The organism is Paenibacillus sp. EB106-06-01-XG199, from assembly GCF_058791575.1.
Map to the genome: position 1 here is coordinate 193,375 of NZ_JBYTDQ010000007.1, position 14,607 is coordinate 207,981.

Below are 14,607 nucleotides of genomic sequence, written 5' to 3' on the forward strand. Positions count from 1 at the left end.
ATGAGGAACCCCAACAATGTACAAAGTAGAAGTCGACTTTGCGCCCATGTATGAATGTATCGCCAGCCTGAACGCTTTTCTCTGGAAGCAGAATCATAATGCCATGGATGGAGGAAAGCTCTGGGTCCGTGAGGTCCAGGCCAGATTTGCACCGGTGCAGCTCCAGAGAATGCGGGAGATTATTACCCTTGTCGAGGATTTCAGTTTGGCACCATATATTTGGAGTTGTCCGGGGGACCGTTCGGTCAGCGGCTTTTTGCGCTGGTTCGAGGATCTGTCTGCGGGTGAGCTGTTTGAGATTGCCGGACGCTTCGGACAATCCGTCCCGTCCAACCTTGCTGCGCTGCGGGACTCCACCTCTGAGATTCTGCGTGCCTGGGATGCAGGTTACTTCAGTGGAATCAATCCCGAAATCCTTGAAGGGTTAAGCCGGGAGGCTGAAGCCAGACGGGCGATGCTGAACGGTGAGAATGACATGGAGGTCTTCGAACAAGCAACCGAGGGCATGCGGCTGTATCCTGCCGGGCAGCTGAAGCAGGTGATTATTATTCCGCAATATCATCCCCGGCCTCTGATTACTTCCGCTATGTACGATGAATTTGTATTTACCAGCTACTCCTGTGATGTTCTTCCTCCGGAAGCAGGACGTCCGGCTCCCGCACTGCTCCGGCTTACCCGGGCGCTGTCTGATGAGACACGGCTGTACATTCTCCGTCTGCTTGCAGGCAAACAGCTGAACTTCACCGAGATCGTCAAGCAGGTCGGCCTGTCCAAAAGCACGATTCATTATCATCTTATCGCTCTGCGCGCAGCAGGTCTCGTCATTGTCCACTCCAGCGGAAAAAGCGTATCGTACAGTCTGCGCCTTGAAGCACTGGACAATCTGCCTCATCAGATCGGGGCCTACCTGGAGAGCTGAAGCAGCGATTGGAACTGATCTTTAGTAAGGTTTGCCTTGAAAGGGGAGTACATCCTGTGAAAAAACGCAGCTATTATGGTTTGCTGTCCACCATATCTTTGAGCGCCTTCGGGGATGCTTTTGGCCTGCTGGCCATGGAATGGCTGGTCTACGAGCTGACCGGCTCCAAGCTGGCTATGGGGGCACTGGCCCTCAGCTCCGGCATTCCGGAGCTGCTTCTGCGCCTGCTGGGCTCGCCGCTGTCCGACCGGCTGCACCGCGTGCGCTTCATGGCCTGCCTGGCGGCTATCCGCCTGCTGGCGATTGCGCTGCCGCTGGGCATGGGCCTGGCCGGGAAGCTGGAGCTCTGGCATCTCTTCGCCGCCGCCAGCCTCAGCGGGGCCTGCGCCGCGCTGTTCATGCCGACGGCCATGGCGGTGATTCCCGGCGTCACCGACAGCCGGAAGCTGGTGCGCGCCTTCGCCATTATCGACGGCTGCAAGGGGGCGGCTGCCTTGCTGGGCCCGGCGCTGGCCGGTGTATTGACTGCCGCCAGCGGTGCCCTGCCGGCGCTTGGCATCAACGCGGTTTGTTATACCGCTGCCATAGCCACTCTGCTGTGCCTGCCGAAGATGCCGAAGCCATCGCCGCGCTCCGGCACCTTCTCCATACCGGCTTATATACGGGAGATTGCCGAAGGCTTCACCTTCTACAAGCAGTTTCCGGCGATGTTGACCATTATGATGATGGCCTCCATCAGCAACTTAAGCTCCGTTGCCGTCTGGACCATGATGGTTCCCTATGTACGCGAGGTACTCCACCGTGACGCGGCGGCTATGGGTACACTAACAACAGCTTCCGCACTTGGAACCTTAACCGGACTCGGCATAATATCCCTGCTGGGTGAAATCAAACGAAGACGTTTCGTGATGCTGGGCAGCCTGGGAGCCATTGGGCTCTCCACTGCGCTCTGGGGCCTGATTCCGAGCTTTCCGTTTGCGCTCGCTGCCGTGTTCGCCGCCGGAATCCTCGGCCCCTTCTTCGGCTCGTTAAGCTCCTCCCTGCATGGCCGGCTGGTTCCCGGCAACCTGCAGGGCCGGGTCAACTCGATCCGCTTCCTGATCGGCGGCAGCCTGCAGCCCTTTGGCGCTTTTGCAGGCGGAGCCGTCGCCGAGCTTTACGGCGTGCCTGCACTGTTCCTGGCTGCCGGGCTGCTTCCTCTCCTTTGCGCCGGACTGGCGCTGCTGCTCCCGGGCCTGAAGGCGCTGGACGGCGACCTGTCTGCACTTGAGGCTAAGACCCGGCAGAGCGGCGGGACCTTTGTAGCGCAAAGCGCAATCGCCGAACAGTGACGGAACAAATAAATGCTCAGATCAGCCCACCGGAAACAGGCGATGCCAGATTCCCGGGTCATCGCCTGTTGGCCGCTTCTATTCAATTAATAATCTACCGGAACACAAATCACGAATCAGCTAGGATTCCATTCCGGCTTCGCTTGTTTCATAATGGCTCGTATCTCCATGCAGCACAATTTCCGGCACACCGTCCGTAATATCAATTCTGCACAGGCAGGTCGGATAAATATATGGCAGATCCCATAGCTGCTTCATTGCCCTGCCTTCAAAATAGGCCATCAGCACCTTAATCACTACAGTATGCGTAACAATGAGTACGGTCTGCCCTTCATGCTTGTCCACAATCTCCAGAAGCTTCCGCAGTGCCCGTTCCTGCACTTCCCGGAATGTCTCGCTGCCTTCTACAGAGAATTTCTCCGGGTCTTTCCAGAAATAATGATGCTGCTCCGGATGAGCAAGCTCAATGTCCGCAGACTCGCAGCCTTCCCACAAGCCCATTCGGATCTCCTTGAATTCATCGCAAGCGATTACCGGGAGCGTCCGTTCTCCGCAGACAATCTCTGCCGTCCGCAGGGTCCGCTCACTGGAGCTTGCGTAGACGGCATCAATCTGTACCTTGTTTAATCCACGGTTCAACCATTCCGCCTGCTGCACGCCAAGCGGCGTAAGCGGCGAATCCTGATGTCCCTGCATCCGCTGCTGGACATTCCACTCCGTCTGTCCATGCCGCGTGAGATATATTGTTGTCGTCCCCATGTTCGCTTCTCCTTTTCCTGGCTCAGATTGTTCGTAATTCATTCATTCCGGCGGATTCAGAGATTCCGCTTCTTCTCCAGCCACTTCACCGCATAATCAACAATCTCCTGCTGCGGAATCAGCTGTGCTGCAGAGGCGGCAACCATACCATATGTAATCCGCCCCGTATCTTGGCCAAATTCCTCGCCAAGCGCTGCGAAGTCATCCGAATCCCAGTTGAAATCTCTGAATTCAACCCATTGTCTGGCTCCGTCCACCAGCATTGGCGCTCCGGCGGTGACCTCCTGCTTCCCGGCATAGCTGGCCCGGTGCTCGGCCAGATGAAGGGAGGTATTGTTAACATGATCCACCCCAAGCAGCAGCACGCTTCCCTTCAGATCATAGATCCGGGCGAGGGGAGAATGCTCCCCCAAGCCAAATTCCAGCGCATGGCCGTCAATAATCACATCCCGGTGTTTCCCCCATGCGGCGAGAGAATGGATCGGATGGCTGCTGCGCCTAACCCCCTTCTGCTTGCGGAAGCAGTCGGGGATGATCCCCATTCCCCTCAGCAGCGTCATGTCCGGATCATAGGCCGGCATCTGCTCCCGGATACTCTGCCACCATTCCTTGGGCACCGGAGGATTGCTCCAGCCGGCAGGATCGGTCAGATCGGAGGAATGGGTAGGCATCACGAGCGTCCCTTCCTCTCCCAGCACCTGCTCCAGGGCGAGTATAACACTCACCGGTCCACCGGCTACCCACTGGCCCAGCGATTTAAAGGACGAATGCAGCAGCAAAGTCATGCCTTCGGTTACTCCCAGCTTCCGGAAATCTGATGCAAGCGTCTCAACCGTATTCAAATCCCCTTGTATTTCTTCCATTTTACACTCTCCAAACAGCTAGGCTAATAGAATTCCTTGTTATCTGCACGGGAAGGCAGCCTCTCCAGCTGCTTCATCCGGTATTCACCCGGGGAGATGCCCTCCAGCTCTTTAAATACGCGGGCAAACTGCTTGCTGTTCTCGAACCCGACAGCCTCAGACACCTCCGCCAGCTTGACACGGTTTTCGGACAATAGTTTCTTTGCATGGCGGATACGGACCTTTTTCAAGTATACGACAAAGCTCTCGCCGGTATAAGCCTTAAAGGCTTCACTGAAATAGGAGTAGCTAAGCGAAACGTAATTGCTGACCATCGCCATATTCAGCGGGCGGGAATAATGCTCCTCGATGTAAGCCAGTGCCTCTTCCATATCGGCATGCTCACTATGAGCAGTCCTAATGCCTATAATATAATCGTTTATACTGATGAGCAAATGCTCCAGTGCACGGTAATAGTCATGGAAATGGCGGTAATTGTACAAATCACCGACCGTACGGTAAAGCTTCAGCACCTCTACGGAGGCCTCTCCGTGTACCCGGAACACCTCATCCAGCACACGTTCATTCATACTCCGGCCTACACTCTCCAGGTAAGCCAAATCCAATTGCGGCAAATGCTCGATCTGAAAAATAACGCCCAAAAGACTCCTGATCTCCTTCTCACGGTCTGTGCCCAGCATGTTGAGCAGCTTGCGCAGCTCCTCGTCCGGTGACGGAAAGTTAAGCCGGTTGGCCTGGATATCGGCATAATCCATGAAGCTTGCCTGCGGGGACAGGAAGGTATACTGCAGCGCGCGGCAAGCCTCTTTGTAGCAGGTCTGGAATTCCTCCGGACTGCGGCCTGTGCTGCCTATACCGATGAGCAGCCCCTTCGGCTCCCTGGCCCCGGCTTGCCGGGACAGCTCCAGAAAACCTTCCCTGCCGCTGCCGACCAGCACCAGCTTCCCCTCCCAATCCTTCAGAATCTCGATAAATTTCTGTTCCAGCGGACCGACCAGCCGTTCGGCCATCCCCTGCACTTCCTCCGGCTTCATTCGCGCACCGTCACTGTAATAATAATTCAGTACACCAACTGTAAAAGGCAGCTCCAACCGGCCCAGTTCCTCTTGCTGTTCGGGCGATGGCTGCACCCTCTGCGGCATCAGCAGTCCCTTCAAACGGGCCGAACGCAGCTCCCTGCGGAAACCCTCCGTTTCCAGCTCCAGTCTGTGGACGCCGGACTCACGCTCCTTCTTCTCCTGAACGATTTGCTCCAGAATACTGAACAGCTCATCCCGGCGGATAGGCTTTAGCAAGTAATCTTTGGCACGGTAGCGGATAGCACTTTTGGCATATTCAAAATCATCATAGCCGCTCAGGATGATAACAGCCGGGTCTTCACCCGGCGCTGCCTCCGCAGACAAGTGCTCCAGCAGTGCAATGCCATCCATGACCGGCATGCGGATATCCGTAATAATAATGTCTCTGTGTTCCTGCCTGAACAGCTCCAGCGCCTCCGTACCATTACCTGCCAGCACAATACTATACTGCGACGGATATTCCCTTTCGATCATCGCTTGCAGGCCCTGGCGGATCATTCTTTCATCATCTACAATCAGCAGTTTCATCATGGTTGTTTATCCCCCGTCAAAAGAACTTTAGGCAGCGTCATGAAGACCGTAGTCCATTTCCCTGGCTCACTCTGCACTTCCAGCCCGTAAGCGCCGCCATAAAACAGCTGCAGCCGCTGGTGCACATTCCTTAGCCCGATTCCGCTTGCTCTAGGATTACTGGCTCCCGTACCGCTAAAGCTTGCGGCCGGCTGCTCTTCTTTGACAGCGTACACGCTCTCGTTCAAAGTGGCCTGCCGCTCCGCTGTAAGCCCGATCCCATTATCATGGACAGCTATAAAGATATCACCTTCGGATTCCGAGATATCAATACAGATGATTCTCTCCTTCATTTCCTCTTTATCTCCGGTCCAGGCATGCTTAACACTGTTCTCAACTATAGGCTGCAAAGACATCTTCAGCACCTCCAGCTCTAAATAGTGAGCTTCAATGCGAAGCTTCAAAACAATAGGATACTCGAAGCGGATATTCATCACTTCAATGTAATTTTCGATATGGCGGACTTCATCACGCAGCTTCACATACTCGCCAGACCATTTGAAATTATAACGCATCATACCGCCGAGTGAGGTCAGTGCATCGGAGATCGTACGCTGATTCTCCATTTCAGCCAGCATTTTGATATTTTCGAGTGTATTATACAGAAAATGGGCATCGATCTGGTTGTGTAATGTACGAAGCTCAGCCTCCTTGGATAGAGCTTGCTTTTGTACGGCCTGAGCAACTAAAGTATTGATCGTATTCATCAGCTTTGAGAAATGATGCGCGAGTTCGCCCACTTCCCCGCCGCCCCGGATCGTAATCCCCGTGTATGCCTCACCTCTGCGCACTTTTTTCATCGTTTCAGTCAAGCGGCGCAAGTTCTTAAGAATAAATGCATTAAGTACGTAAGCAATAACGGTCACTAATATAATAAAACCGATGTTAACGCCGATAATTAAATTCCGTGTATGTGAAATCTCCTTCATGACGCCTTCCATAGAGACTACATTGAGCAGGTGCGCATTAATCCGGTCCAGCGGAGTGTTTATAAGCAGAAAAGACTTCCCGTTCTCCGTATAGTGCATATCCCAATCCCCTGTCTTATTATACGATTGCAGACGATCCGTAATTGCTGCAGCCATCTTCCCGTTCTCTTTCAGAAAAGAGTGATCCGGCCGCGTAAACAGCTGCATTTCCCCATCGACCAGAAACATTTGAGATTGGCTATCCTGTATAGTTGTATAAGTCTTAGGTGTAAACCGCTCCAGCAGCATATCAACTTGCACCATTCCGATATGGTTATCCTCTGGGATGCTCATTTCACGCAGTAGCGATACTTTTGGCACAAGCTTTGGTTTTTGTCCGTAAAAACGCTCCAGCAGATCCCGGTCACTATTTAGAAAAGACCAAGAAAACTGCCCCTTCAGCTTTTCTGCTTTCTGGTACCAAGGCTCAGAGGCTACACGGCTTTCACGGAAGATAATGGGCCACATCTCATGAACATTACTATTTGAATACAAGCGCAAGTGTTCGATGTTCGGATTGTTATATTGGACACGTGTAATATTCCTAAAGACATTGGTGTTAAAGTCTACCAGCTCTACCAGATCCGGTTCTTCTGTATTTGCCAGATAATCCTTTACCTCCTTATCCTCATAGGCCATTTGAACCGCACGTTCCATCACTTCGATCTGATTATTGATATGCAGCTTCTCCATCTGCAGCAGATAGCTGTTCTTGTCGACTGCATCCTTGACGTAAGTATTATTGATGGCCTTATATGAATAAAAGGACACCATTAAACAGGGGCCCAAAATAATAAAAATATATGCGGCGATTAAGCGGCTTTGCAGTGAACGCCGCCCCCACCAATAAAAAAAAGATTCCCATATAGCTCCAGTACGCTTGCCCAGTCTCACGCTGTAACGTTCACCTCACCGTTAGTACGACTACTTATTTTAAACGCCCAAAAGCCCGCGGTCAGCGGGCGTTTTGGACTATTCTTTTTTACATACCGAGTTTTTTCTTGTTCTCTTCATATTTCGTTTGTTGGAAGGCCTGCACCTTTTCAAGGCCCAGATCCTTTTGTTTGTCGATGTACTCTGTCCAAATTTTGTCGAATTCCCCGTCCGAAGAAGCCATTAGCAGCTTCGGCAGTGTTTTGCTGCGCAGCTCTTTAACTTTGGCTAATATAATCCCTTCTGGAGAGTTGGCCAATGGATCAATCTGGTCAAACTCGGAGATACTGTGTGTTTTTCCCCGGGTCCAGTCTTCAAGCTGTTTGAAAGGCTCTACCGATTTAGGTGCCCATTGATCTGCGATATTGTTATTCATCAGCATCCAGAAGGTAAAGGAGGAGCCGTATTTCTTGTCGAATGCCGAACGGTCTTTATTCATCAGTTCAAATACTTCGGGTTTGAATTGATCTTTGCCATCAATGGTATCATAGCTCACACCTTTTTCCCCTAAGTAAAGATCTTTATTGCCTTCTTCACTGTTCAGGTAGCTGAGGAACTTAATGGCACGGGCTTTATCCTTCACATCTTTGGAGATAAGGGTTACTGTCCAGCCGGAAATAGCAGGCCCGTTCAGCGTAGGCGCATCCAGGTTCGTGTTAGCCGGTCCGTCTACAGCGATATAGATTTTATTCGGATCTTGCTGATACAGGGTGCCAAGCTGTGTTGCAAAGTCGGTACGTTGATACAGCATTGCGAAATAACGGCCTTGAGCAATTTTTTCTTCCATTTGCGGACGTTTGTCGATAAAGATATCCTTGGCCAGCAGTCCGTCCTGATTAGCTTGGCGAAGTGTCTTCATCCATCTGATATATTCTGGATCTGTCTCGCGGTTGTACAGCTTGCCGTCTTTTTCTCTTGGGATCGCCAGGAAGTTCTGAATGTATTGCTCCAACGAATCGTTACCGGTTGCGGTAAACTCATGCAGACCCAGCGGAATCATCGGTTGTCCATTGATATCAGGGAATTTCTCTTTTGCAGCCTTCAGTGCGTTCAGGAATCCTTCCGGTGTGCGCATGTCCGGGCTGCCGATAGCTTCATACATATCCTTGCGGACAACGAAGGTTTGGTTGGATACATATTTATCGCCATATTTCTCGTAGTCGGCTGGAGAAGAGGAAGCATTAGGATAGCCGTAAACATTACCATCCGCTTGCGTATACCAGCCTAACTTGTCTGGATCGGATACTTTGTAGAAATAAGGGTCATATTCATCAGCCAGCTTATTAAGCGGAAGCACAAGCTCGCCTTCGATCATTTTCTTAACAGCATCTTCGTACCAGCCCAGCGTGATGAAGTCGGGCAGCTTACCGGAAGCCATAAGGGTATTCAGTTTTTCATTTTCATTACCTGCAGGAACGATGAAGTTAATATCTACACCGGTTTTTTTGGTAATATATTGGGAGGTTGGGTCTACACCCCATTTATTAGGGAACCAGGCGAAATTTAGATACCAGTCAAAGGTAATCGGAGAAGTATCGGACTTCCATCCGGGTTCATCCGCAGATACGGGTGCTTTGGTCGCCTCTGCTGTTGCTGACGCATTCGCCGCTTTTCCGTTATTAGCCTTACCCTCGTTATTCTTGTCACCATTGCCGCTGGAACAGGCTGCTGTTGAAAGTGACATAATTAATGTCAACAGCAGAAGCACCATTTTCTTTGGCTTACGTTTGATTCCCATGCTTTATTACCCCTTTTCTGAGAATGTGTAATTATAAGCTATAACCCCAGAACCGTTGCGAAACGACTGGAGGAGTTACCTTGGTGTGCCGAAGCTTTGTTTTACAGGTCACTTTTAGCCCTTGATCGAGCCAATCATCATTCCCTTGACAAAATAACGCTGCAGGAACGGGTATACAAACACAATTGGAAGTGTAGTGACCACCATGGTAGCTAATTTAATCGACTGTGACGTTACCGTTTTGGTAAGGGCGCTGCCCTGAACGGCAACCATCATCTGGTTTGAACTGGACTGGGCCACCACACGGTACAAATAGGTCTGAATGGGCTGCATATTTTCATTGTTGATATAGATCATCCCTGTAAAATAGTCATTCCATTGATACACACCATGGAATAGTGCAATCGTAGCAAGAACGGGCATCGACACCGGCAGTACAATCCGCAGGAAGATCGACCAGTCATTGGCCCCGTCAATCCGGGCCGCCTCTTCTAATCCGTCTGGAATTTCCCTGAAGAAGGTCATCAGGATGATTAGATCATAGAAGCTGAACAACACTGGAATAATATAAACCCAGAAGTTCTCTAGCAGATGCAGATCCCGCATGAGCAGATAGCTTGGAATGAGCCCCCCCGCAAAGAAGAGAGTTACTGTACCCATCAGAATATAAATTTTGCCTCCGATCAGATCCTTGCGGGAAAGCGCGTATGCTACCATGGCTGTAAAGAATACATGGGCGACAACACCGATTACGGTCTTAGCAACGGTAATCCACATGGCCCGCATGATGCCGGGGCTTGCGAATACCGCCTCGAAGTTCTTAAAGGTGAACATGCGCGGCCACCAGTAAATATTGCCCAGCATGGCGTCTTTGCCATCGTTAAAGGCGTTGATCAGCACGTACCAGATAGGATATAGGGTAATGAAACATATACATAACATGAAGACATTGTTGGCTAGATCGAAGATGACTTCGCCCTTTGTTTTGCGTTTCAGTGCAAACATGTGCAGGTCCTCCTTGGCCTAAAACAACGATGTGTCGTTGATTTTTTTGGTTACTCGATTGGCAATCAGCAGTAGAATGAGAGCGATAACTGATTTGAACAGCCCGATGGCAGCAGAATAAGAGAAACGCGCCGAAAGCAGGCCGGTCTGGTAAACATAATAATCAATTACATTACTTCTGCTGTCATTAAGCGAATTGCGCAGGACCAGGATCTGGTCAAAGTTGGAGTTCATCACACCGCCGACCGCAAGAATAAACAGGATGCTGATCGTCGATTTGATCGATGGCAAAGTAACATACCACATCTTCTGGAACCTTCCGGCTCCGTCAATCGTTGCTGCTTCATACATCTCGGGAGATACACCGGCGATCGCTGCCAGATAGATGATAGCTGACCAGCCAAGCTCTTTCCAAATATCGGAAGAGATAATGACGGTCCAGAAATACTTGGGCTCAGCCAAGAAAGTAATGGGCTGGTCGATTAAGTGAAGCCCCATCAAGATATGATTGATGATCCCGACATCCGCCAGCCATGTGGCGAGAATCCCGCCGAGCACTACCCAGGAAAGAAAATGCGGCAGGTAGGAAATCGTCTGAATGGTTTTCTTATACCGGATCGAACGGACTTCATTCAGAAAAAGCGCGAATATGATCGGCAAAGGAAAACCGACAAACAGCTTGATTAAACTGATCCCCAGGGTGTTTTTCATGACATTCCCAAAATTATCATCCGCCAGAAACTCCCTAAAGTGGGTAAGACCTACCCAGGGGGCCTCGGAAATCGACTTGACGATATTAAACTCCTTGAAAGCGATGATGATGCTGTACATTGGAATATAGTTGAAAATGATCATCCAGACCACGCCGAGCAATGCCATTGTCTGCAGATGGCGCTGGGCCAGAAATCTCCTCCAGAGTGGCCTTCTGTTACCAAAACCGGTTTCGATTGCCGCAGGAATCAGCGGCCGTTTCGCCGGATTTATTCCGTCGCCTCTTTTGTTCTCCATGATATGGACCTCCAAAACCAATCTATCTATATTTAAAGCGCTTACAGCTCTATGTATTTATTGTAATTGTATTCCGCGTTCCCCGAAAGGCCGCAATTTTCATATTTAGGGGCTCATTTTTCGGATAAGGACGGAATTTAAGATATTTCACACAAAAAGAGAAAGGCCTTTTCAGCCTTCCTCATTTGCTCAGTCTCTTTAACCCATAACTGCACGGATCGCCACAATCTCTCCCCGGCGCAGGGCTTCAGCTTCCGCACCGCGCAGCAGCGCTCCCGAAATCGGGGTAACGGTCCCGTCACGGTAGACCAGCGTAAGGTTCTGGATCACCGCCCGCTCTGCTCCAAAGGTATCGGCCCGTTTAGGGTTGTAATAGGTGACCTCCGTGCCCCCCAGGAAGGTGAACGACAGATTGCCCTGTTCATCGAACAGCCAGCCCGGCAGTGCCGGTGCAAGCGCCAGCGTCAACTCACCATCCTCTACTGTGAACACACGGCTTCCGGCCATCATCGTTCTCCACATGCTCAGGAACTCTGCGGTGGAACCGCTGAGTCTGGCTACAAATCCCCGGCCGTGAGTGCCCGGGTCCGGATTCCCGCCCGTAGCAATGAACGAGGAATTCTCCAGGGTGCTGCGCCCGTATACAGCCGGATCGAGGAACGGAATCAGCGAAGTCTTCATTTCACTGAAGAACTCCTCGTACAGCCCCGATTTCAGCAGCTCCAGCAAATATTTATAGGACATATGCAGGAAATTAGACTCCCGCTCCTGCCAGCCCGGAGTAAACGCCCGTATCCGCCCGATATCGTTCGACTCCTGCTCCAGCGAGACCGACGTCCGGTACATCGAAGTGACTGGATCGTATAGACCGGTATTTTTCACTCTGGTATAGATGTCCTTGGCCTGCTCCGGGCTTTCCAGCGTTTTGAGCCAGCGGGTTGGCCCCTCCAGGAAATACGGCAGGACATAGGCTTCGAACTCTTCCACCACAGCCTTCGGCAGGCCGTAGCCGCTGATTACCGGTTTACCCGCCTCATCCGTCACCGGCTGAAAGCGCACGGCCTCGAACCGGAAATAAGTTGGAGCAAGCCCGCCGCCCATTTCTACGGCTCTATCAATGCCTTCATTAATTTTGAGCAAGAATTTGCCAAGCACCTCACGGATGACGGTAAGTGGGACCTCGGCCAATTCACCGGCAATTCCGAACCGGATGCTCTCCCGGTAAGCTTCACGCGCCGAAGCCACAGTATCCCAGTAGCCAAATTGGCTGGTCCCGCCGGCAAGCATAACCGTCACGGCTTGATGCACCCGCTCCAGCAGCCGCGCCATCTCCACCGGAAGCGCTACAGCTTCGGTGCCGTCCCCCCCGTTCTCCAGCGCCTCCAGTAAGAAGAGGATCATCCGTTTCAGCTCGAACGTCTCACTCATCCCTGAACCAAATAATCCGGGCAGCCCGTTCATAGCATCATTCCAGCCTGGTTTGTTGCCCTCCATTTCCACACCCATACCATACGGATCAAGGGTCGCAAATTTGTTCAAGGCAAGCGAGATCATCTTCACGAACAGATTTGTGCGGTAAATCTCCCCGAACCCGCCTTCCGTGCGCAGCCACTGGGTATCTCCGGCTTTGCGCTGCAGTCTGTGCAGCTTCTCCTCGTCCTCCAGCAGTGAACCGTACTGCCGGACCTTCCCGCCGCTCAGCACATATTTCTCGCTGCGCGGAAGCACATAGGCCGGACTGTCATAGAACGTGTAGGATTCATCCCCGAACAGAAGCTCCTGCTGTTGATCCGGGAATACATCCAGATAACCTTCGACCAGATCAAGATTGTACGTCCAATGGTCGGACCAGAAGCCTTCGCCAAAGGCAGCCTCTATATTCTGCTGCGCCAGGGCAAGCACACCGCTGAGAAATTGCTGTTCGTCTACCTTCAGCGTAACGTTGTGGTCGGCGATGTAATTGATCAGGCGGCCCGGTGTGAAGCGGCCTGCGCACAGCTTCACGAGTTCCTCCCGGTGATCGGCTGCAGCTTCGGCAATCCAGCCGTTCAGCTTCTCCGCATTCTCCGGCAGCACTTCAAAGCTGGTTCCCTGCACACTGAGCGGGTTATAGCCGTCCGCCTGAATCAGGCTGTAGAACATCTTGATGTTGAAGCTGCCGACCTGCGGATGGAAAAATACATCGTTGCGCCGGTTCTGGTTCATATCGCGGAAATTCCCGTTGCCCTGGGAATAATATTCCGGTGCCAGAGAGAAGAAGTTATAATCCCGCTCCATATCGCCGTGCTTGCGCGAGTATAGATGTACGACAAAGCCGTCTTCCCCGTTGTCAAAGATAAACGGATAGCCGCCGCGCAGAAAGTTGTCAAGATAGGACTGCCGGCAGTAGGCATCGAACACTGCTGAGGAGGTACGGGTGGCGATATCCGCCGTCAGCTCCTCGGTCAGGCTGGCCGCCTCCTGCGCCTTGGCTGTAATATACTCCTCGCGGCAGATCTCCGCCGATTTCTGATTGATCTTCCCGATCTCGTTGACATGCCCGATGATCGTATTCAGCGTCAGCTTGCCGCCGGGAGCAAGCGTACGTGCTGTACCGCTGAAGCCGCAAGGCACCTTGTTCACCGGATATTGCGGCTGTTCCAGCAGCACTGCAAGCGGCTGTCCGGCGAAGCCGTCCGGGTAGGCAAGCGAGGTGTTTCCGCCAAACACAAGCTCGAAATCTACAATCGGTGCCAGCATTTCCCCCTCAGCTGTGAAGGAAAGATAGAAATGGCCGTTATTGATTTCACTGATTTCCGCATCATCATTCGTGCTGGAGCGCAGCTTGTAGAATGGAATGCCATTCTCCAGGTTGTATACATCCATCCAACTGCGCAGCAGGTTGCCCATTTCCTTGTAGCCGCTGTTCTCCACACCGTAAGGCAGAACCTCCGGCAACCCGTCCAGCAGCTCAAACTCCAGCTTCTCAGTGCCTGTATTTTCGATTTCCACCCGCCGGATAAGCGCGGCGTAATCATCATTTGGCAGGTTAAAGTAGTGTACGGTCGTCTTCAATCCATGCCCGGCATGAGCTTCCTCAATGGTTAGCCCGTTCGGCAGGATGGTCATGGTCCGTTTGGCTGCTGGATCAGGACGTGCCGACTGGAACGGCTCATAGATTTCCGGCGTATTGCCCAGCTTGATGAAGGTGCGGAAGCCGGAAGACGCTACATTTTTATAAGAAATATTCGCCGGAGAAAATTCCATGATCGGCGAGTTTTTATCCCGTACCCCGAAGCTGCAGACCCCTTGGCCCCGGTTGACATAGAAGGTCCACATCGGAATTCCCTTGAGCCCGGCGAGCCCGGGCAAAAAGCTGGCAAACGGCTTACTCTCGTGAAATTGCTCCATAATAAATTTGCCTGCATCAAAATAAGATTTGCTCATGACAAGCC

The 14,607-nt window shown here is 51.9% G+C and carries 10 protein-coding genes; 2 read left to right on the plus strand and 8 right to left on the minus strand.

The annotated features are described in order from the left end of the window. Positions 1 to 16: 16 nt before the first annotated feature. Both AC3WT9_RS24140 and AC3WT9_RS24145 read left to right on the plus strand, forming a co-directional pair. Positions 17 to 919, plus strand: coding sequence for an ArsR/SmtB family transcription factor (locus AC3WT9_RS24140; RefSeq protein ID WP_341377139.1), 903 nt, complete (start codon positions 17 to 19; stop codon positions 917 to 919). 56 nt (positions 920 to 975) lie between these two features. Continuing rightward, positions 976 to 2,250, plus strand: coding sequence for an MFS transporter (locus AC3WT9_RS24145; protein ID WP_341377138.1), 1,275 nt, complete (start codon positions 976 to 978; stop codon positions 2,248 to 2,250). A gap of 120 nt (positions 2,251 to 2,370) precedes the next feature. On the opposite strand, the gene AC3WT9_RS24150 is transcribed toward AC3WT9_RS24145, so the two are convergent. The 8 genes from AC3WT9_RS24150 to AC3WT9_RS24185 form a co-directional block, all read right to left on the minus strand. Next, positions 2,371 to 3,009 carry a histidine phosphatase family protein gene (locus tag AC3WT9_RS24150; protein WP_341089473.1) on the minus strand — a complete coding sequence of 213 codons (639 nt, stop codon included), beginning with the start codon at positions 3,007 to 3,009 and terminating at the stop codon, positions 2,371 to 2,373. Between the two features lie 56 nt (positions 3,010 to 3,065). After that, positions 3,066 to 3,872, minus strand: a complete 807-nt coding sequence (locus AC3WT9_RS24155) for an AAC(3) family N-acetyltransferase (RefSeq protein ID WP_492407985.1) — start codon at positions 3,870 to 3,872, stop codon at positions 3,066 to 3,068. Between the two features lie 23 nt (positions 3,873 to 3,895). Beyond that, the gene (locus tag AC3WT9_RS24160) at positions 3,896 to 5,482 is read right to left on the minus strand and encodes a response regulator (protein ID WP_341377136.1); all 1,587 of its coding nucleotides are present in this window, start codon (positions 5,480 to 5,482) and stop codon (positions 3,896 to 3,898) included. Continuing rightward, the gene (locus tag AC3WT9_RS24165; protein WP_341377135.1) at positions 5,479 to 7,383 is read right to left on the minus strand and encodes a cache domain-containing sensor histidine kinase; all 1,905 of its coding nucleotides are present in this window, start codon (positions 7,381 to 7,383) and stop codon (positions 5,479 to 5,481) included. The genes AC3WT9_RS24160 and AC3WT9_RS24165 overlap by 4 nt, the downstream gene beginning before the upstream one ends. A gap of 88 nt (positions 7,384 to 7,471) precedes the next feature. Next, positions 7,472 to 9,160: a type 2 periplasmic-binding domain-containing protein gene (locus tag AC3WT9_RS24170; RefSeq protein WP_341089470.1), complete on the minus strand. Its 1,689-nt coding sequence runs from the start codon at positions 9,158 to 9,160 to the stop codon at positions 7,472 to 7,474. A 114-nt stretch (positions 9,161 to 9,274) separates the two neighbouring features. Continuing rightward, positions 9,275 to 10,165: a carbohydrate ABC transporter permease gene (locus AC3WT9_RS24175; RefSeq protein ID WP_341089469.1), complete on the minus strand. Its 891-nt coding sequence runs from the start codon at positions 10,163 to 10,165 to the stop codon at positions 9,275 to 9,277. A gap of 18 nt (positions 10,166 to 10,183) precedes the next feature. Further along, positions 10,184 to 11,173, minus strand: a complete 990-nt coding sequence (locus AC3WT9_RS24180) for an ABC transporter permease (protein WP_341089467.1) — start codon at positions 11,171 to 11,173, stop codon at positions 10,184 to 10,186. Positions 11,174 to 11,371: 198 nt separating this feature from the next. Continuing rightward, entirely contained in the window at positions 11,372 to 14,599 is a 3,228-nt protein-coding gene (locus AC3WT9_RS24185) for a cellobiose phosphorylase (protein WP_341377133.1), read from the minus strand. Positions 14,600 to 14,607 lie beyond the last annotated feature (8 nt).